Annotated in this window: 18 protein-coding genes; 12 read left to right on the forward strand and 6 right to left on the reverse strand. The window is 59.3% G+C overall.

The window, feature by feature from the left end:
* Positions 1–27: 27 nt before the first annotated feature.
* From WW58_RS11125 to WW58_RS13635, 4 genes are all read right to left on the reverse strand, one after another.
* On the reverse strand, positions 28–1,104 hold the full coding sequence (locus WW58_RS11125; protein ID WP_046437702.1) for a glycosyltransferase: 1,077 nt from the start codon (positions 1,102–1,104) through the stop codon (positions 28–30).
* On the reverse strand, positions 1,101–2,240 hold the full coding sequence (locus tag WW58_RS13625; RefSeq protein ID WP_102728592.1) for a glycosyltransferase: 1,140 nt from the start codon (positions 2,238–2,240) through the stop codon (positions 1,101–1,103). Before WW58_RS13625 ends, WW58_RS11125 begins: the two co-directional genes overlap by 4 nt.
* 108 nt (positions 2,241–2,348) lie before the next feature.
* Entirely contained in the window at positions 2,349–3,437 is a 1,089-nt protein-coding gene (locus WW58_RS13630; RefSeq protein WP_102728591.1) for a glycosyltransferase family 2 protein, read from the reverse strand.
* A gap of 6 nt (positions 3,438–3,443) precedes the next feature.
* Entirely contained in the window at positions 3,444–4,544 is a 1,101-nt protein-coding gene (locus tag WW58_RS13635) for a glycosyltransferase (protein ID WP_102728590.1), read from the reverse strand.
* Between the two features lie 226 nt (positions 4,545–4,770).
* Here WW58_RS13635 and mnmA point away from each other — a divergent pair, with 226 nt between their 5' ends.
* From mnmA to WW58_RS11155, 3 genes are all read left to right on the forward strand, one after another.
* The gene (mnmA, locus tag WW58_RS11145) at positions 4,771–5,844 is read left to right on the forward strand and encodes a tRNA 2-thiouridine(34) synthase MnmA (RefSeq protein WP_084042872.1); all 1,074 of its coding nucleotides are present in this window, start codon (positions 4,771–4,773) and stop codon (positions 5,842–5,844) included.
* Positions 5,841–7,190, forward strand: a complete 1,350-nt coding sequence (gene mnmE, locus WW58_RS11150; protein WP_046437704.1) for a tRNA uridine-5-carboxymethylaminomethyl(34) synthesis GTPase MnmE — start codon at positions 5,841–5,843, stop codon at positions 7,188–7,190. The genes mnmA and mnmE overlap by 4 nt, the downstream gene beginning before the upstream one ends.
* 144 nt (positions 7,191–7,334) lie before the next feature.
* Positions 7,335–8,192 carry an IdeS/Mac family cysteine endopeptidase gene (locus WW58_RS11155; protein ID WP_012419698.1) on the forward strand — a complete coding sequence of 286 codons (858 nt, stop codon included), beginning with the start codon at positions 7,335–7,337 and terminating at the stop codon, positions 8,190–8,192.
* 25 nt (positions 8,193–8,217) lie between these two features.
* On the opposite strand, the gene WW58_RS11160 is transcribed toward WW58_RS11155, so the two are convergent.
* Together WW58_RS11160 and WW58_RS11165 are read right to left on the reverse strand one after the other, a co-directional pair.
* Positions 8,218–8,847, reverse strand: a complete 630-nt coding sequence (locus tag WW58_RS11160) for a trimeric intracellular cation channel family protein (RefSeq protein WP_162378776.1) — start codon at positions 8,845–8,847, stop codon at positions 8,218–8,220.
* Between the two features lie 52 nt (positions 8,848–8,899).
* Entirely contained in the window at positions 8,900–9,679 is a 780-nt protein-coding gene (locus WW58_RS11165) for an MBL fold metallo-hydrolase (RefSeq protein ID WP_046437707.1), read from the reverse strand.
* A gap of 156 nt (positions 9,680–9,835) precedes the next feature.
* Between WW58_RS11165 and WW58_RS11170 the strand changes: the two genes are divergently transcribed.
* Genes WW58_RS11170 through WW58_RS11210 form a run of 9 tightly spaced genes read left to right on the forward strand, consistent with a single transcriptional unit; the run spans position 9,836 to position 20,511 of the window.
* Positions 9,836–10,291 carry a division/cell wall cluster transcriptional repressor MraZ gene (locus WW58_RS11170; protein ID WP_046437709.1) on the forward strand — a complete coding sequence of 152 codons (456 nt, stop codon included), beginning with the start codon at positions 9,836–9,838 and terminating at the stop codon, positions 10,289–10,291.
* 9 nt (positions 10,292–10,300) lie between these two features.
* Complete coding sequence (rsmH, locus tag WW58_RS13640; RefSeq protein WP_237970158.1) at positions 10,301–11,863, forward strand: 16S rRNA (cytosine(1402)-N(4))-methyltransferase RsmH; 1,563 nt, start codon at positions 10,301–10,303, stop codon at positions 11,861–11,863.
* 22 nt (positions 11,864–11,885) lie between these two features.
* The gene (locus WW58_RS11180) at positions 11,886–12,230 is read left to right on the forward strand and encodes a hypothetical protein (RefSeq protein WP_046437711.1); all 345 of its coding nucleotides are present in this window, start codon (positions 11,886–11,888) and stop codon (positions 12,228–12,230) included.
* Positions 12,231–12,246: 16 nt separating this feature from the next.
* Complete coding sequence (locus WW58_RS11185) at positions 12,247–14,346, forward strand: peptidoglycan D,D-transpeptidase FtsI family protein (protein WP_046437712.1); 2,100 nt, start codon at positions 12,247–12,249, stop codon at positions 14,344–14,346.
* A 7-nt stretch (positions 14,347–14,353) separates the two neighbouring features.
* Positions 14,354–15,859, forward strand: coding sequence for a UDP-N-acetylmuramoyl-L-alanyl-D-glutamate--2,6-diaminopimelate ligase (locus WW58_RS11190; protein WP_046437714.1), 1,506 nt, complete (start codon positions 14,354–14,356; stop codon positions 15,857–15,859).
* A 22-nt stretch (positions 15,860–15,881) separates the two neighbouring features.
* Positions 15,882–17,255: a UDP-N-acetylmuramoyl-tripeptide--D-alanyl-D-alanine ligase gene (locus tag WW58_RS11195; protein WP_022197581.1), complete on the forward strand. Its 1,374-nt coding sequence runs from the start codon at positions 15,882–15,884 to the stop codon at positions 17,253–17,255.
* A gap of 5 nt (positions 17,256–17,260) precedes the next feature.
* On the forward strand, positions 17,261–18,364 hold the full coding sequence (gene mraY / locus WW58_RS11200) for a phospho-N-acetylmuramoyl-pentapeptide-transferase (RefSeq protein WP_046437716.1): 1,104 nt from the start codon (positions 17,261–17,263) through the stop codon (positions 18,362–18,364).
* 12 nt (positions 18,365–18,376) lie between these two features.
* On the forward strand, positions 18,377–19,687 hold the full coding sequence (gene murD, locus WW58_RS11205) for a UDP-N-acetylmuramoyl-L-alanine--D-glutamate ligase (RefSeq protein ID WP_046437717.1): 1,311 nt from the start codon (positions 18,377–18,379) through the stop codon (positions 19,685–19,687).
* Between the two features lie 23 nt (positions 19,688–19,710).
* A complete protein-coding gene (locus WW58_RS11210; protein ID WP_046437719.1) occupies positions 19,711–20,511 on the forward strand; it encodes a LysM peptidoglycan-binding domain-containing protein in 801 nt (266 codons plus the stop codon).
* The last annotated feature ends 5 nt before the right edge of the window (positions 20,512–20,516 follow it).

A 20,516-nucleotide genomic window follows, 5' to 3' on the forward strand; every position in this document is an offset into this window, starting at 1 on the left:
AAACCGAGGGAAGAAGGGTTTTCCCTCTCACCTCGCCAAGTGCCTTTTCAGGGTATAATAAGCCCCCCGGCGTCCTTTGCGGGATGACATCAGGCGGGCACGCAGGGAAGAAAAGAAATTGCCCTGGAGGGGATAGTCCAGCAGAAGGCGGCAGAACGCCTGGTCCCACCGGTCCAGCCGGGAGAGGGCTTTCTCCCCGCCCACCAGTTCCAGCCATTTTTTCCACCCGGACAGGAGGGTTTCCCGGTCTTCCGGCGACGCCTTGAAGAAGGCCCCTTCTTTCATGATGAAGTGCCTGCGGATGAATTCCATGTAGTAGTCCACCAGCCCGAAGACGGCGGGGGAATCCAGCAGGCCGTGCCGCTGCCAGAAACGGGCCACCCGGTCCATGCCCAGCAGGTCCATGCGGAAGTCGCCCAGCAGCAAGTCCCGTCCATACGTGGCGGAGCCGGGACGTTCCCTGCGGTAATGGTAAAAACGGTCCGACAGGGTCCGGAGCCGGGGTGCGAAGGGCAGCAGCATCAGCAGGAAGGCCAGGTCCTCCCCTTCCTTCAAGCCCACCACAAAACGGAGGGAATGTTCTTCCACCAGGCTTCTGCGGACCAGTTTGTTGTATACGGGACCCACGCACCGGCACCAGGCGGAACCGCGGCGGAATTGCTCCACCCGTTCCTCCGGATAAAATTCATCATCCGGGGACCAGCCGCCCTCATGGACGACCACACCGTCTTTTTCCACGAATTCCCGGCAACCGCACACCACGACGTCCGCATCATTCTTTTCAGCGGCGCCAAGCAGGCGCGAGAACATCCTCCGGTCCACCCGGTCATCCGGGTCCACAAAGCCCACGTATTTTCCCTCCGCGGCATCCAGCCCGGCATTCCGGGCCGCGGACACTCCGGCGTTGGACTGGCTGATAACCCGGAGGCGATTGTCTTTTTCCCGCCACCTGTACAGAAGCTCCAGCGTCCCGTCCGTGGAGCCGTCATCCACGCAGATGATTTCCATGGGACCCAGCGTCTGCTCCGCCAGGCCGGACATGCATTCGTCCACGTAGGGCGCTACGTTGTAACAGGGGACAATGACGGAAACGGCGGTCTTCATGATAATCCGGATAACAGGAGCTTAAGACGGTGGTACCGCCCTTTTCTTCCGCTGCATGCCGACATCAGGGTACTGTGAAGACGCGCGCAGGGACCGAGCTTTACCGGTTCCGCACCCAGCAGGCGGCAGAACGCGCGGTCCCACTTGTTCAGTCCTGCAAAGCCGGGACCGATTTCCACGCCTTTCAACCATTTGCGGTAACGCGCCGCCAGTCCCCTGCGTTCCTCTTCATCCAGCCGCCGGAAGATTTCCTCTGCGGAGGTGACGTGAGCCAGCAGATAACGCTTCATGATATGGGCCAGCCAGCCCTGCCTGACGGCAGATTCCAGCCAGCCGATTTTTTCCCAGTAGGCCGTCACATATTCCAGACGGTCCATGTTCATGGAGTAAAACCATCCGTCCCGGTCCCAGACGTCGGAAAGGGATCCGGCCCTTTTCCTGCGGTAAAAGTACAGTTGATCCGGAATGACTGCGAGCCGTGACGCGTGGGGAAGCGCCGTCAGCCAGAAAATGTCATCTTCCCCGCCGCGGAACCCTGGTTTCATGCGCAGGCCGTTTTCTTCAAAAAAGGAACGCCTGTACACCTTGTTCCATACCACCACGTCCATCCGGAGCCATACGGACTCACCGCTGAAACAGGATTTTTTGGCATCAGGTTCAAATCCGGGTTCCGGCGCGTGCCCGGCGTCTTCCATCACCGTGCCGTCTTCTTCGGAAAAGGAGGTATATCCGCAAGCCGCCACCTCCGCACCATGCCGCTGCGCGGTTTCCACCAGCCGGGCATACATGGAGGTATCCACGTAATCATCCGGATCCACAAAGCCGATGTATTCACCCGCCGCCGCATCCAGCCCCGCATTGCGCGCGGAAAAGGCGCCCCCGTTTTCCTGGTGAATCACCCGGATGCGGGCGTCCTTTTCAGCCCATCCGCGCAGTACGGCCGGCGTATCGTCCGTGGAGCCGTCGTTGACACAGATGATTTCCAGGTCTTCCCAGGTCTGCCGGACCAGGCTTTCCAGGCATTCATCCAGATAAGGAGCAACGTTGTAGCAGGGTAAAATAATGGAAACAGTACCATCCATAGAGAAATCGGGAGTATCATTCAGTTTTTCATGGGAAAAACCAGCGGAAACCATGATTCATGATGCCCGCGCCTTTTCCCGCAACGGCTACCTTACTTCAACACAGGCGTTCCCGCAAGCCCCAACGATGCGCAGAATGTTAAGAACCAGTCCGCCGGGAAGCTATTTCCCACCGCCGCAAGAGGAAAGCTTCCCTTTAAGCCTGTAGTAACGTCCCCGCCGTCCGCGGCAGCGGGAGAGAAGCTTCCACCACGCACGGGACAGGAAGCCGGGATGTTCCGGCGGAGAAGCCAGCATCCGGCATAGCTCAAAGTCCCATTTGCCGAGAGTCCGGAACGCTTCCGCTTCCCCCGCCAGGGCAAACCATTCCCGGCATTTGCCGCGCAGGCGCCCCCATTCCTCCTCACTCAACTGCGGCAGGGGCTGCCCCGGATTCAGCAGCCGGACCAGAAGATAATGCCTCAGAGCCCGGAGTACCCAGCCGCGCTCCAGGCCGGATTCCAGCCAGCCGCATTTTTTCCAATACTCCGTAGCATGCAGCAGCCGTTCCGCCACCAGCAGGAGGGGACGTTCCTGCGCTTCCAGCATCTGGGAGACGGAGCCGTGCCTCTGGCGGCGGTACCAATACAAGCGGTCCGGTATCACAGCCAGGCACGTGGCATGGGCCAGCACCATCAGCCAGAGGACGTCGTCCTCCATGGATCTGAAAGAAGTTTCAAAACGGAGACCGTGCCGGTCCAGAAAATCTCTCCGGTACAGCTTGTTGCATGTCACCACGTCCATCCGCTCCCAGACGGAGTTCGTTCGCATCACGTCTGACTGCACCCCCTTGTCCACGCCCGGAGCCGGAGACCAGCTCAGTTCCTCCAGCACGGAGCCGTCTCCGTCGGAAAAGCTGGTGTAGCCGCAGGCTGTCACATCAGCGCCATGCCTGCGGGCTTCCTCCACCAGGCGGGCAAACATGGAAGGTTCCACATAGTCGTCCGGATCCACAAAACCCACGTATTCACCTCCGGCCATATCCATTCCGAGGTTCCGCGCCAACGCCTGCCCTCCGTTTTCACGGTGAATGACGCGGATGCGGTCCTCCTTTTCCGCCCATGCGTCCAAAAGAGCCGGGGTCACGTCCGTAGAACCGTCATTCACGCAGATGATTTCAATATTCCGCAAGCTCTGGTTCACCAGGCTGTCCAGGCAGGCCTCCACATACGGGGCCACATTGTAACACGGAACAATAATGGAAACGGACATGGTGCATCAGCTATGGGTTTTACCTCCGCAGGAAGCCAGAAGCAGACGGAGAGCGTAATAGCGACCGCGGCGCCCTTTGCGGAGGGAAAGGCGTTTCCACAAGATGCGGGACAGCAAGCCGGGACGTTCCGCAGGTCGTTCCAGCAGGCGGCAAAAAGCTGTTTCCCATTTGTCAAGACCCTGCAACCGCTCCGTGCCTTCTACCAGGGAGAACCATTCCCGGAACTGGCCGTGCAGCTGCGCCCATTCCCCCGCAGTCAGACGTGGGAGCGGCTTGTGCGCAGGCACCAGATGGACAAGCAGGTAGTACCAGAGGGCATGCAGAACCCAGCCGCGCTCCAGGCCGGATTCCAGCCAGCCGCATTTTTTCCAGTAAGCGGTGGCATGGAGAAGACGGTCCGCAACGAGGGGCAACGGGCACCCCTTCTCCTCCCATGCCAGGGAGATGGCGCCCTTCCTCTGGCGGCGGTACCAGTATAATTGATCCGGAATCACAGCCAGCCGGGTAGCGTGGGCCAGCACCATCAGCCAGAAGGCATCGTCCTCCCCCTGCCGGAAGCGGGGCTCAAAGCGGAGGCCGTTCCTTTCCAGGAATTCCCTCTTGTAAAGCTTGTTCCATGCCACGGCGGCCATCCTTCTCCATACGGCATTTTCCTGAAAAACGCATGCCTGTACATTCTCTTCCACTCCTTCTTCCGGTGACAGGCTCCATTTTTCCAGTATGGAACCGTCACGGTCGGAAAAACCGGTATAGCCGCAGGCCGTCACATCCGCATCACTCCTGCGGGCTTTTTCCAGCAGGCGGCCATACATGGAGTGTTCCACGTAATCATCCGGGTCCACAAAGCCGATATATTCCCCGCCAGCCAGGGCCATGCCGGTATTGCGCGCCGCAGAAAGGCCGCCGTTTTCCCGGTCCACCACCCGGATGCGGCCATCCCTTTCAGCCCATGCGCGCAGGATGGCTGGGGTATCGTCCCCGGAACCGTCATTCACGCTAATGATCTCAAGGTCCCCCAGCGTCTGGAGAGTTAGGCTTTCCATGCATTTATCCAGATAAGGAGCTACATTATAACAGGGGACGATGATGGAAACAGCCGCGCTCATACCAAGAAAACCCTATGTAAACGGATTTCAAATTCGATTTCAGGGAATGTGATTAAAAATCAAAAGCCTCCCGGATCGACCGAATCATATTCCGCATCAGGGACCGGATGCCCCATTTCCACGCTTTTTGTCTTGGCTTACGGAAACATCTTTGGTTTACAGGGGCAGGCGGCAAAGCCTTTCTCAAAGCGGTCCGCCTTATCACCCCCATATCTTTTCCAGCATCGTGGCACGCATACTTGTAGGCTTATCAGGCGGAGTGGACAGCTCCGTGGCAGCGGCCCTGCTCGTGGAGCAGGGCCATGACGTAGTGGGGGCCTACATGAAAAACTGGGTGAATGACGAAGGCATCCCCGGCGAATGCCCGTGGGAACAGGACATTCAGGACGCGCTGGCCGTCGCCAAAACAACAGGTATTGAATTCCGGGTCATTGACCTGGTGGACGAATACCGCGCCCGCATCGTGAATTATCTGATTGAAGGCTACCGCGCCGGATATACGCCCAACCCGGACGTATTGTGCAACCGGGAAATGAAATTCGGCGTCTTTCTGGATTATGCCCTGGAACAGGGGTTCGATTACGTCGCCACCGGCCATTACGCCCGCAGGATGGACACGCCGCAAGGGGCTTTCATCCTGCGCGGGCGGGACCCGAACAAGGATCAATCCTACTTCCTGTCCCTGATGCGCCCGGACCAGATAGCCCGCGCCGTCTTTCCCCTTGGGGATCTGCTGAAACCGGAAGTGCGCGTTCTTGCGGAAAAATACGGCCTCCCCACGGCACGCAAGAAAGACAGCCAGGGCATCTGTTTCATCGGCCAGGTAAAAATGAGCGATTTCCTGCGCCACTACCTGCCGGACAAGCCCGGCAAAATCGTGGACACGGAAGGCCGGACGCTCGGCACGCACAACGGCCTGCATCTGTTCACCATGGGCCAGAGGAAAGGGCACGGCGTCGCCTCCCCGCGGGAGGGAGTCGCCTATGTGGTGGTGGGAAAGGATGTCCAGCGCAACCGCCTGATTCTGGGATACGAAGACGCGTCCACGCGGGGATTGTACGCGTCCCGCGCCGTGGTCGGCGGCATTTCCAATACGCTCGCTCCCCTGCCGGCCCGCGTCATGGCCCAGCCCCGCTACCGGGCCAAGGCGGAATGGGCCTCCTGCGAATATCTGGAAGAAGGAAAGGTGCGCCTGGGCTTTGACACGCCCCTCCGGGCCCTGGCCGTGGGACAGGTCTGCGCCTTTTACGACGGAGGCAAGTTGCTCGGGGGCGGCTTTTTTGAATCCATAGAACCATGACTGACCCGGAACGCACCATAGCCGCACAGGCCACCGCCGCAGGACAGGGAGCCATCGCCGTCATCCGCATGAGCGGTCCCGGCTGCATGGACATCCTGAAACAATGCACCCCTGCGGCTTTCACGGAACGCCTCCGGCCGCGCAGGGCGACGCTGGTCTGCATCCGGGACGCGGAAGGAGCCGCCATTGACCAGGCGCTTGTCACCTGGTTCCCCGCCCCGGCCAGTTATACGGGGGAAGATACCGCGGAAATCTCCTGCCATGGCGGCATGCTGGTGACGGACCGCCTGCTGAAACGCCTCTACCAATGCGGGGCCTCCCCAGCGGAACCGGGAGAATTTACAAAAAGGGCCTTTCTGAACGGGCGCATGGACCTGACCCAGGCGGAAGCCGTGATGGATGTGATTTCCGCCGGGAGCGACCTGGCCCTGAAAGCCGCGCAGACCCAGCTGGACGGAGGCATCGGCGCCCAGGTGGACGAACTGAAAGACAACCTGGTTCATGTGCTGGCCCACATTGAGGCCTATATTGATTTTCCGGATGAAGACATTTCCCCGGACACCGCCTCCGATCTGCTGGCGCGCCTCCGGAGCATGGAGGAAAAACTGGCCGCCCTCCTCAAAACTGCCGAAGGCGGACGCCTGCTGCGGGAAGGCATCCGCACGGCGATCGCGGGACCTCCCAACGTGGGAAAATCCAGCCTGCTGAATACCCTGCTGGGATATGACCGGGCCATTGTCAGCAATATTGCCGGTACCACGCGGGACACGGTGGAGGAATCCATTCAGCTGGCCGGGCTGGCCCTGCGGCTGATTGATACGGCCGGTGTCCGCGAATCTTCCGACGTCATTGAACAGGCAGGCATTACCCGCACCAACAGGGCTCTTGAAACCGCGGATCTGGTTCTGGAAGTGGCGGATGCCTCCACGCCCCGGATCCAAGACTTCCCCGCCCCTGTTCTCACCGCGCCCCGGCTGCTCATTCTGAACAAGTGCGACCTGGGAGTCCATCCGGACTGGAAGGCCGTGCCCGGCATCCGGTTTTCCTGCGCCACCGGGGAAGGAAGAAAGGAATTGGAGGAAGCCATTATCCAGGCCTTTTCCTCCTCCCTGCCCGGTGAAACGGGCAGCTCCCTGGTAGCCATCAATGCCCGGCACCAGCATGAACTGGGCCTCTGCCGGGAGCATGTCCGGCTGGCTTCGGAATCCATCTCCCGCCAGGAAAGTCCGGAATTCACAGCCCTGGAACTGAGAGAGGCCCTGACGCACCTGGGAGAAATCACCGGAGCCGTGGATACGGAGGACGTGCTGGGCGCCATTTTTTCCTCCTTCTGCCTGGGGAAATAAGAAGAAGCTTTCATCAACAGGTTTTTCTGACTCCAGATTCTTCTTTCCTCTCCATTCTGTGGAAGGATGGCAATCATCCAAAAATTTATTTGCGGATATTTTCATTGATTCCGGCTTGTTAATTCGCTATCGATATCATGTTTTATGTTGCGCACCCTTTCTCTCTTTTTCCTTTTCGCTCTGGTTCCTGTTCAAGCCGCCATTTATTTTGCCCATAATGTTTCCGAAGATTCGGGGTTCATAAATACCAAAAAATACTGGAACGGAGATTCCGATTTATGCTGGGCGGCCACAGCCAGCAATATGCTGCAATGGTGGCAGAATAATTCCTCCGGCATTCCGGCTTTCGTTCCCAACGGCCAGAATGAAAGCGGAAGAACGGAAATTTACGATGTGTTTTGCAATAATTGGGCCAATACCGGGAAAGGCATAGAAATAGGCCTGCGGTGGTACCTGGGAGGGAAACCTCTCAATCCCAACAATTATTTATACGATTTTAAGGAAACCATCACTGAACCGCAGAATACTGGCCGATACTGGGAGGGATACATTACATCTCTGGGATTGTCCTCTTCCACCTGGGAAGGCGACTGCCCTTTCATCAGCAGCAAATACTTCACGCAAAGCGACTTTCCCCTCCAGTTCGGTACAGACCTCGTCTCATTTTTCCAGAATGGCGGCGTAGTGGGACTTTCCATTGCTCCTGCATCAGGTCCGGGTCATGCCATTACCTGCTGGGGAATTGAGGTTGACGACACTACCGGCATGGCCAAATCCCTGTACGTCACAGACTCCGACAACGGACAAGGTCTGGAAAAACGGGACGTTTATTATCATGAAACGGATGGAACCCTGCACTTGGGGAGCGAGAACGGCCCTCGAATCAACGCATACGACGCCCTGATGCTGCCCTTTTATAATGTTCCGGAACCTTCCACGGCAGTTCTCACCACCCTCGCGGCGGGAACTGCCTTTTGCCGCCGCAGGCGCCGACGCTCTTAAGGCTTCACGAAAACATTCCCTCCTGTCAAGTTTCCGGTTCTTCAGGAGGCGAATCGGTATCCGAGGTGAATAACGGAATGTAGGAAGGCAGGTTCCAGTTCCAGCGGATGGCCGCCAGGCGTACGGAAAGCGTGACCATGAAGCCCGTCACGAAGCAGGTGGAAGAATCAATTCCGGCATAGTAAAGCACCGCGTACGCCACGCCTCCCAGCAGGGCCGCGGTGGCGTATAGTTCTCCGGGACGGAACACGTAGGGAACGTTGCCGGTAAGCACGTCGCGCAGCAGGCCGCCCGCCACGCCGGTACAAATGCCCATCATCACGGAAACAGTGGGCGTATAGCCGTGGAGATAGGATTTTTCCGTGCCGATCATGCCGAAAAGGGCCAGAACGATAGCATCCGCCACGCGGATAGTGCCCATGGGTGGCGGATATTTCTGGGCCACATAAAAGGTTGCCAGGCTGGTGACGACGGAGGCCAGAACAAAAATTTCCCCTGAGGGGAGCGTCCAGTACACCGGTATGTCCAGCAGGATGTCACGCACGGTTCCGCCGCCCAGAGCAGCCAAGGTGCCGCAGACAATCACGCCGAACAAATCCATTTTCACCCGCGAGGAAGCGATGGAACCCGCCAGGGCTCCAATAATCGTGCTCATGATTTCACAGGTGGAGAGGAACATGGCGGGAGGAACAGGAAAAGAGGCGTATTCAGCAGACCCGTATCCACGGCAGGCAGGAGTCCTGGCTGGCGCAGAACAGGGAGGTGGAAGCCAGCCCCATGTCATGCAGGGTATCACGCATCAGGCTTTCTGCCAATGCCGGAGAATTGCTTTCTGCGCTCAGGTGAGCCAGCACCACGTTTTTCAGGGCGTCATGGGCAATCCGCCTCAGCAGGTCGCACGCCTGCTCATTGGACAGATGCCCGTGCGCGGAGGCGATGCGCTGTTTCAGCGGCCAGGGCCTCTTGGGAGTGGCCGCCAGCATGTCCGGATCATAGTTTGATTCCACCACCAGACTATCCACCATGGCAAGATATTCCGCGATGCAGCCGGGAGCCTGCCCCGTATCGGAAATAAAACCCAGACTGGACCGTTCCGTTTCAAATTTGAATCCCACCGGGTCCACGGCGTCATGGTAAGTGGGGAAGGGGGTAATGACGATATCTCCTATTTTGAACGATTGGCCCTTTTCAAAATAGGCCCAAGGGGCCTCCGGCGCTTTTTCCTGGACGCACATGGCCGTATGGCGGGTGGCGTAAACGCGCACGGCATGTTTTCTGGTGAACTGGTGTACGCCTTTCATGTGGTCCGCGTGTTCGTGGGTGAGCAGAATGGCGTCCAGCTCATCCGGCTCCACGCCGGCAGACCTCATCTTATCCCGCAGCCTGGAGGCGCTGAACCCGGCATCCACCAGCAGGACGGTTTCCCCCGCCCTGACAATGGTGGCATTTCCCCCGCTGCCGCTGCCCAACACGCAAAACTGCATCATGCGCGGAATATAATACCGCCCCCGGAAGGGAGCAAGACCGTATCCATGCTTTTTTTATGACATGGGAACATGAAAAAATACTTTTTTCCAGTACGGGGTTGACATTTCAGGTGCATTAAAGTGTATTGAAGTCACTACGTAGTGTACTTGCATGCGATGAGCAGTGTATCAGACAACCTTTTTGGTGCATACACGCACAAGCTGGACCCCAAAAACCGGATTGCCATTCCGGCCGAATGGAGGCCCTCCGAAGGTTGCGCCCTGCTCCTGTTATCCGGCCGGCGCCTTGATTTGCCGACCGTCAAAGCCTATACGCGGGAAAAATTCCAGCAACTCATTGACAAGATAGAAGCAACGCCCGGCTATACGGAAGCGCAGATCGACCTGTTCATCGGTAAATTATACGCCAACTGTGTGGAGGCTGTCATCAACGCTCAAGGCAAGCTACTGATACCCAAGCAAATGTGCGAACACGCACAGCTCAGTTCCTCCGTCCGGCTCGCTGCGCGGAGAGGATATTTCGAATTGTGGGAACCCTCTCTCTATGAAGAAGTTTCCCGGCGCGAGAACGCCAGCATCTCCGACATCAACCAATCCTACGGCATTCTCTGACTTTCCTTCATGCCCCCAGATTCCTCCATTCCGCCCGATCCTCAGGCACGCCCCTGCGCAACGCTTGCATTGCGCCCGGGCTGGCTTGCTTCCGACCTGGGCATCGGAGCCAGAACCGGGCTGCATGCGGAACTCACGGCTTATTCCATCGTTTTTTGGGGGCACGATGCCCTTCCGGCGCAGGATATGGTTGCCTGGCAGCAGGAAAAGGCACGCCTCATGGCGGAGATGTCCCTGGCCGGGCAAAAGGGCGCCTATGGCAAGCTGGGCGCATTGTCTTCCGGCCTGAACCGGGCTTTTGACAACCATATTGAGCTTTCTTTACGCGCGGGCGCGGGTACGCACGTCCGCACGGAGGAGGCGCTGGCCCTGGCAAACGGGCTCGCGGAAGAAACGTCCTGCCGCGTGCTGGCGTGGAGCGTCTGCCGCAACCATGTGCATGTGATTGCGGAGCTGACGGAGGAAAAAGGAGTGGATGAGCTGGTCTGCTCCTGGAAGGCGCTGGCCCCCTCCATGAACTGGGAAGACGCGTACCACACGGAAGCCCTGAAAGCCAGGGAAGCCGCTGCCAGGGTGGACGCCCTGATCTCCGAACTGGGGGATGACGCCGTTGCCGCCGTTGATGCGGAAGCGGACGGGGCCGTTTCCGGAACCGGCTTCCGGCACATTACCGTTCTGTTGCATGAGACGGTGGACATGCTGAAGGCAGGCCCCGGTAAATTCATCGTGGACTGCACGCTTGGCGGCGGCGGCCATACGGAACTTCTGCTGGAACAGGGAGCCACCGTCTGGGGCATTGACCGCGATGCGGACGCCCGCCGCGCCGCCATGCTCAGACTGGCGCGCTTCGGTTCCCGTTTCAAGGCGCTCGCCGGCAACTTCCAGGATGTGGAAAGCATTCTTTCCCAGCAGGGGGTTTCCCGGGTGGACGGGCTGCTGGCGGATCTGGGCGTTTCCTCCCACCAGCTTGACACCGCCGCCCGCGGCTTTTCCTTTAGGGAAGACGGCCCTCTGGACATGCGGATGGATACCCGCGCCGCCTTCTCCGCCCGGAATCTGGTGAATGAAGCCCCGGAAGAAGAAATCGCAAACATTATCTGGCAATTCGGAGAGGAACGCGCTTCCCGCGCCATCGCCCGCGCCATTGGAAAAGCCCGCGCCCAAGCCCCCATCACCACGACCGCACAGCTTGCCCGCATCGTGGAATCCGTCCTGCCGCGCAAAGGAAGGCAACACCCCGGCACCCGCACGTTCCAGGCTCTGAGAATAGCCGTCAACGGCGAGCTGGATGCCCTGGACGCCCTGCTGGATTCCTCCGTGCGCCTGCTTGGGCAGGGGGGCCGCATGGCCGTCATCACCTTCCACAGCCTGGAAGACCGCAGGGTCAAGCAGTTCTTCGAGCTGCGGAGCCGTCCGGAAATAGACCGCCCGGAATGGCCGGCTCCCCGCCCCAACCCGGATTACTGTTTCCGCCCGCTTTCCCGCAAGCCCGTTACTGCGGGAGAAGAAGAACTTTCAATCAACCCCCGTTCCCGCAGCGCCAAGTTGCGCGGCGTGGAAAAAATCATCTGACCATCTCTCTTTCGCCACCGCCATGAAAAGATTCAAACAACGTTTCACCGGCCACCAGATCAGCGTGAGCATGATCATGTGGCTCATTGCTTTCGCCTCCCTTACCTGCGGGGCGGGCATCACTTACGCCGTGCTGAAAAACGACCAGATCCAGGTTGCGCGCGACATCAAGCAGATGAACGAAGAAATTGCCTCCTGCGAACTCACAAAGGAATATTACCGTTCCAAGACTTCCTCCCTGACCAGCCGCTGGGCCATCCGCGACAGACTGGCCCAGGACAAGTCCAATCTGCAGCCTATCGAGCCCTCAGCCGTAGAATACATTTCTTCCGAAAACGCTTCCCGCATCGCCGCGGCAGGCCATTAAACGCGTTGAGCCGTTCATGATCACGATCACGAAGTCCAGATTTGCCAGAAGAAGCCTCGTCCTGTGCGGCCTGGCGGGCGCGGCGGTCATCTGGCTGATGTTGTCGCTGGTCAATCTTCAGCTGGTTTCCCCCAGGAAAACGAGCGGCGTTTCCAGCGGCGGCATTATTGAACGGGAGGTTCTCCTGCCCCAGCGCGGCCGCATCATGGATGCCAATGAGGAAATCCTCACCAGCAATATGCAGAGCTCTGAGTTGATTGCGGACGGCTATCATCTGAACGACCCCAAGACTATCAGCTGGGCTCTGGCTTATTCCAAGGCCGTCCATTCCCCCTTCTGGGAGAAAGCCGCAACGGATAAGGAAAAGGAGAAGCTCGTTTCCGGCTTCCGCAGCAAGATTCTGGGGCAGGCCGCCAGCAAAAAGGACGGCAGCAAGGAACATAACCTGGCGAAAATCCTGCTGGAAGAGCCTGAAGACGGGCCGGAAGGGGTGGACATGGCCAGGAAAAAGCTGGAAGAGCTTTACGAGCCGGAGATGGTGAAAGAATACGTGCAGGCGCACCTGGAATACGCCGCCAAAGTGATTGCCCCCTTCCTGCCGGACATGAGCGTGCAGGATATCATCAATACGGTGGAAAAAGACGGGGCGATTCCCAAGAAGCGCATCGTCATTGCCAAAAACCTGTCCGAGGAAAAAGCGGAACTGCTGCGGCAGGCTATCCAGAACGCCCGCGTCCAGGGATTCCGTTTTGAAACTTCCTCCAAACGCGTTTATTCCGTGCCGGAATGCATGGTGCATATTCTTGGCTACATCGCCCAGACGAAGGACAGCGGCCCCCGGCCCGTAGCCCTTTCCGGCCTGGAAAAGCAGCTTGACGACCAGCTGCTGGGCCACAACGGCATCAGGGAGTACCGGAAAGACAGCCGCGGACGCATCATTCCCTCCGCGGATTCCCGCTTCAAGGATGCCGTGGACGGGCTGAACGTGCGCCTGACGGTAAACATGGAGTACCAGACGATCGTGGAGGAGGAGCTGGACGCAGCCATCTCCCTTTACACGGATCAGACTCACAAACCCCGCGGCTGCATTATTGTGGTGGAACCCAAGACCGGCAGCATTCTGGCGATGGCCAGCCGGCCCCACTATAATTTAAATACGCGCGAGGGCCTTCAGGAAGGCGCTTACCATTTCGCCGTTCAGTCCCTGTACGAACCCGGCTCCACCTTTAAAATAGTTTCCGTCACATCCGCCGTGGACAGCGGAAAGGCCACGTTCGACACCATGATTAACTGCACCCCCTATCCGGTGCCCGGTTCCCGCCCCGTCACGGACGCCCCCCGTTCCTATGGAGGTCTGACCGTAGCGGGCGTGTTGAAAAAATCCAGCAATCCGGGCGCCTTCCGCATTGCGCTGAAATCGGGCTGGCCCACGTATAAAAAATACTTTGATCTGTACGGGTTTTCCTCCAAAACGGGCATCGACCTGCCGGGGGAAACCAACAGCCAGTGCCAGGACGGCAGCAATTTTGTCAACTTTTCCCGCATCAGCTTCGGCTACTCCCTGATGGTGTCCCCCCTGCAGGTCGCCATGGCTTATGCCGCCATAGCCAATGACGGCGTGCGCATGCGCCCCCGGCTGGTTGACGGCATTTATGTGGATGACAAGAACTTCCAGCCTTCCCCCCCCGTGGAGGTATGCCGGGTCATGAGCGTCAAGACGGCCCGGGACCTTCGGAACGCCCTGTTCCACGTTACGGATCTGGACGGAACCGCCAAAAGAGCGCGGATTGAAGGCTACAACGTGGGAGGCAAAACCGGAACCGCCCACAAGGTGAAGCCTACAGGCGGCTATTTTGAAAACCGCTACACCGTCTCCTTCGTAGGAATGCTCCCGGTGGAGGACCCGGCCTTCGTCTGCCTCGTCGTCATTGACGATCCCACTTCCAAGCACTGCCATCCCGGAGGCGGAACCGTATGCGCCCCGGTCTTCCAGAAACTGGCCACCCGCCTGGCGGCCGCCATGAACATTCCCAAAAATTCCCCTTCCGCAGAGGCAAATAAAAAAGCCTCCCGTGCCCAGGCCTCTTCCACCCCATCCAAACCGCCGCGCAGATAATCCCGTCATGAAGCTACTTACCTTACTCAAAGACCTTCCCTCCCATACGCTCACCGGCTCCCCCCAGGTGAAAATCTCACATCTGGAATGCGACAGCCGGCGCATTCTGCCCGGTTCCTGCTACATTGCCCTGAAAGGAACCCGGGCGGACGGTCATGAATTCATCCCGGAGGCCATTCGCCGCGGAGCCTGCGCCGTCGTCGCGGAAATGCCCTGCACGCAGGAAGCCAGGGAAGCCGGAGTCAGCTGGGTGGAAGTGAACGATTCCCGCCTGGCCGTCAGCCTGATGGGCGCAGCCTGGAACGGGCGCCCTTCCCGCCACATGACCATGATCGGCGTGACGGGGACGAACGGAAAAACCACGACGGCCTACATTGCCCATTCCCTGCTCAAGCAGTCCTGGCTGCGCGCCGGATTGATCGGCACCATCGCCTATGACAACGGAGAGGAAATCACCCCTTCCACCCATACCACGCCCGGACCGCTGGAACTGGAACACCTGCTGAAGGAAATGTATGAAAACGGCTGCCGCGGCGTCTCCATGGAGGTCTCTTCCCACGCGCTGGACCAGGAACGCGTGGCCGGCATCAATTTCAACGTGGGCATTTTCACCAATCTGACCCAGGACCACCTGGACTACCACCACACTATGGAGAATTATTTCCAGGCCAAGGCGAAATTGTTCGAACAGATGGCGCAGGACACCAGATCCCGGCGAAAACCCGTGGCCGTCATCAACATCGACGACGCTTACGGCCGCCGGCTGGCGGAAATGTTCTCCGGCCGCATGACCGTAAAGACCTACGGGTCCGCCCTGGGGGCGGATTTCCGCATGCTGGTGCACCACGCCACCGCCAAAGGCAGCGAGTACGAATTGGAATACAAGGGGAAAAGCTACCTGGTCCGTGTCCCCCTGATCGGCAAGTTCAACATGTACAACAGCCTGGCCGCGCTGGCCGCCGTCATTTGCGCCGGCATCCCCGTGCGGGACGCCATTGCGAACCTTCAGAATATTCCGCAGGTCCCCGGCAGGCTGGAACTATTCACCCACCCCGGAGGCGCCCAGATCTTCATTGACTATGCCCACACGCCGGACGCCCTGGAAAACGTCTGCAAGACGCTCAAGGAACTGTGCTCCCGCCGCCTGATTACCGTGTTCGGCTGCGGCGGGGACCGGGACAGGGGAAAACGTCCCCTGATGGGAGCCGCAGCCGCACGCCTGTCAGACGCCTGCATCGTCACCTCCGACAATCCCAGAAGCGAGGAACCCCTCTCCATCATCAACCAGATTGCGGCGGGCATGCCGGAAGGAAGATACGCCATTATTCCGGACCGGGCCAGGGCCATTGCCACCGCTATTGACCAGGCACGTCTTGGAGACATCGTCCTCATTGCGGGCAAGGGCCATGAAAATTACCAGGAGCTTTCCACCGGCCGCATTGATTTCAGCGACGCCAAGGAAGTGCGCCGCAACATGTTCATCAAGGAACGGGAAGAATTCCCCCAGGCATAACACGTTATTCCATCTTTCTTTCATGATTTCCCTCACAGCGCACGGCATCTGCAACATCATCGGCGGAAAATTGGTCAGCGGCCCCTTTGACAGGGTCGCTTCCGGCGGCGTGTGCACGGACAGCCGCCATTTGCCGCCCCATGCCGTTTTCTTCGCGCTGGGGGGAGAAAAATTTGACGGCAACCTGTTTGCCCCGGAGGCATCCCGTACCGCGGCCGCCGCCGTCGTCAGCCGTGTGGAGGAAGGCATGGCCCCCTCATGCGCCGTCATTCTGGTGGAAGACACGCTGGAAGCCCTTCAGAGGCTGGCCGCCTGGTGGCGTTCAGAGCTTACCCTCACCGTCATCGGCCTGACCGGCTCCAACGGAAAAACCTCTACCAAGGATCTGACGGCCTCCGTTCTTTCACAGGGGCTCCGCACCATCGCCACGCAGGGCAACCTGAACAACCACATCGGCGTCCCCCTCAGCATCCTCCGGGCCGCCCCGTCCGACGAAGCCGCCGTATGGGAAATGGGCATGAACCACTCCGGGGAACTGGCTCCCCTGTGTGAAATGACGCGCCCGAAAATCGGCATCATCACCAGCATCGGCACCTCCCATATGGAATACCTAGGCTCCCGGGAAAACATCGCCCGGGAAAAATGCACGTTGGCACACTGCCTGCCGGAAGACGGCTTCATGATTTTTCCGGCGGACTGCGATTATGCGGATATGATCCGTCAATCCACCCGCGCCGCCTGTATTGACTGCGGCATTGGCGCCGGAACCGTTCGCGCGGAAAATCCCGTCTCTACCGAGAACGGAACACGCTTCATCCTTTCCATCCCGGATTTCTGCCGGGAAGAGGTGGAATTGCCCGTCCACGGCCGGCACATGGTAACCAACGCGCTTCTGGCCGCCGCCGCCGGCTGGGTGGCAGGTCTTGCGAAAGAGCAAATCGCCTCCGGTCTCACCCAGGCGCGGCTTACGGGCGGAAGGCTTCACTGCTCCCGGATCAACGGCATTCTGGTAGTGGATGACACCTACAACGCCAACCCGGATTCCATGCAGGCCGCCCTGCGCACCTTAGCAGAGCTTTCCTGCGCCGGCAGACGCTTTGCGGTGCTGGGCAGAATGGGGGAACTGGGCGTGTTTTCCGAGGAAGGGCATGTTCTGGTGGGCCGCACGGCGGAAGAACTCCGTCTTGACTGCGTCGTCAGCGTGGGAACGGACGCCGCCCGGATTACGGACGCTATTTCTCCCAATTCATTCACTCAACGCCTGAACTTCAGCTCCGCGGAAGAAGCGGCCGAATGGCTCCGCAGCCATACGGCGCCGGGAGACATCGTCCTCTTCAAAGGCAGCCGTCTTGCCCGGATGGAGCAAGTCATGAACCTTACCTTTCCGCCACAGTAAATTGTATGCATTCCCTCATTGAACAGTTCAGCCCCTCAGGGGCATTTGCAGGACCGGCAGGGAGAGCCCTCCTGGCCTGCCTGGTTTCCTTTGCCTTGACGATGATCTTCGCCCCGCGGGTCATCCGGGAGCTGATTTCCCTGAAAATCGGCCAGCCCATCAGGACAGCGGAGGAAGTGCACAAGCTGGCGGAACTCCACGGAGCCAAGGCGGGAACGCCCACCATGGGCGGCGTGCTGATCGTGGGTTCCATGACGGCGGCTACCCTGTTGTGCGCCAGAATGGGCAATCCCTTTATCATTTCCTGCCTGATCGTCACCCTGGCGCTGGGCCTGCTGGGATTCCGGGACGATTACCTGAAGGTGGCGAAAAAAACCTCGGACGGCATTTCCGCACGTAAAAAACTCCTCGTCCAGTTCCTGGCCGGCCTGGCCGGCGTCACCTTCCTGTACCTGTACCCGGAAGGCAGTCCCCGCGTGGAACTTCACGACTACATATCCTCCCTGTTCATTCCGTTCTATGGCCAGGTGAACCTGCCATGGTTCGTTTACATTCCTTTCGGCGTCGTGGTGGTCATGTCCGCCTCCAATGCGGTGAACCTGACGGACGGCCTGGACGGCCTTGCCTCCGGCTGCTCTGTCGCCACGGGCATCACTTACGCCATCATTGCCGTCCTCTGCGGAAGCTGGCTGACGGCTGATTCCCTGGATATTCCCTTCCACCCCGGCGCGGGAGAAATCAGCGTCTTCATGATGGCCCTGGTTGGGGCCTGCCTGGGCTTCCTGTGGCACAACTGCTACCCGGCGAAGGTATTTATGGGAGACACCGGTTCCCTGGCCCTGGGCGGCGCGTTCGGTATGGCTGCCGTCTGCACGGCGCAGGAGCTTCTCTTTATCGTCATCGGGGGCGTCTTCGTCATGGAAGCCGTGTCCGTCGTCCTGCAGGTGGGCAGCTACAAGCTGCGCCACGGCAAACGCATCTTCGCCATGGCTCCCATCCACCACCATTTTGAACTCAAAGGCTGGAAAGAAACGCAGGTGATTGCCCGCTTCTGGATGATCAGCCTCCTGCTGGCTTTCCTGGGCCTTTTCCTGATTACTACCGCCTGACAAACCACGAACATGCAGCTCAATAACCTCAACATCGCCGTTCTGGGAGCGGGAAGAAGCGGACGCGCCGCGGCGCGCCTCGCCATGACGCATGGTGCACGGGTATGCGTGTTTGACGCTTCCTCCTCCATTGACGGATGGCCGGAAGACATTCCCCTGCATACCGCCGCCACGGAGGAAGACGGACGCGCCTTTCATGCGGATCTGGTGGTCATCTCCCCCGGCATTGAGACGGACAGCCCCTTTGTCAAATCCTTTGGACGGGAAGGCGTGGAAACCATCGGTGAAATGGAGCTGGCATGCCGCTTTTACCATGGCCGCATCATCGCCATCACCGGAACCAACGGCAAAACCACCACCACATCCCTGGTGGAAAAGATTTTGCTGCGCGCCGGAAAGACTGCCGTTGCCTGCGGCAATTACGGCGTTCCGGTGGCGGAAATCCTGCTCCGGGATTCTGTGCCGGATGTGCTGGCGCTGGAGGTCAGCTCTTTCCAGCTGGAAACCATCCGCGATTTTCACCCGGATGTGGCTGTATGGCTCAATTTTGCGCCGGACCACATGGACCGTTACAAATCCGTGGAGGATTACCACCGCGCCAAACTCCATATCTTCGACAACCAGACGGAAAAAGACCTGGCCGTCGTCCGCTCCGGGGAACGGCTTCCGCACCTGAAAGCCTCCGTGCTCACCTTCAGCCCGGAAGATCCGGCGGCTGATCTTTATTACCGCGAACCGTTGATCCTGGAGGGCGGCGCTTCCCTGCTGAACCTGGAAGAGACCGCCCTGAACCAGCGCCATAATGCGGAAAACGCCATGGCCGCCGTCCTGGCATGCCGCCACCTGGGCATTCCCGCAAAAACAGCCGCAGATGTATTAAAAGAGTTCACGCCCCCCGGCCACCGCTGCGAGACCGTCCGCACACTGGACGGCGTTTTGTGGCTGAACGATTCCAAAGCCACGAATCTGCACGCGCTGGAAGCGGCTTTGAAATCACAGCATTCCCCCGTCATCCTGATTGCCGGAGGCAAGGACAAGGGGCTGGATTACGTGCCCTTGCAGCCCATGCTGAAAGAAAAAGTGCGCGCCTGCGTGGTATTCGGCCAGATTGCGGACCAGCTCCAGCACGCTTTTTCCCCCGCAGTCCCCACGGAAAAAGCCGCAGATGTAGAGGCCTGCGTGGCAAAGGCCCGTTCTCTCGCCCTGCCGGGAGACACCGTCCTGTTCTCTCCCGGCACTTCTTCCTTTGACATGTTCACCGGCTATGTCCAGCGCGGCCAGGCCTTCAGGGACGCGGTGAATGCCCTGCCCCCCCTTTCCTGACAATTCACCAGAAAACGACCATCATGAAAACGACCAAAATACCTGATCACAATCCGACCGGACGCACCCGTCCGAAACGCAAAATGGGCACCGTATTACGCGCCAAACTCAGCAAATACCGCGCCCGCGTTTCCGAATTTGAAGACGATGCGCCCAGCAGCACCGTCGTGCGCTGGCTCGTCGTCCTTCTTCTTCTTCATCTTCTCGTCATCGGCGGCGTTTATGTCCGCAGCACCTGGTTCAGAAACACGGCGGAAACCGTAGAAATGGCAGCCGCCCTGCCCGCGCCGCCCACCGTCCCGCAGCGCCCCGCTCCCGCAGCGCCCCCGGCCGCTCTGTCCCAGGTTCCCCAGGCGCCACCCGCGGCCCCGGTCACCATCACGCAGCCGGAACAGGTAGTGGACGCGCGCCCCAACAGGCAGCCGGCCCCCGTGGCGGAGGAACACATTCCGGATGCGGCTCCGGTGGCAGGTCCTGCGCGCCACATCGTGCGCACGGGGGATACCTGGGAACGCGTCGCGCGTGACAACCAGGTGGCCGTCAATGACCTGAAAGCCGTCAATCCCAAAGTTCAGCGCCTTGTCAGCGGAAGCACGCTCGTCATTCCGGCCCGGCCAGGAGACAAATTTGAACCGGAAAAGTCCGCCGCGGAGGAATTGGAGCCGGAAAGCGTGCCCCACATTGTGAAGAAAGGGGAAACCCTCTCCGTAATCGCCCGCAAATACAAAATGAACTGGCGTACCCTCCAAAAATTCAACAAGATGAATGACCGGGACGTAGCGCGTCTCAAAATCGGGCAAAAAATCATGATCCCCAAAAAGTAGGCATC

This window comes from Akkermansia sp. UNK.MGS-1 (genome assembly GCF_000980515.1).
Classification (GTDB): domain Bacteria; phylum Verrucomicrobiota; class Verrucomicrobiia; order Verrucomicrobiales; family Akkermansiaceae; genus Akkermansia; species Akkermansia muciniphila.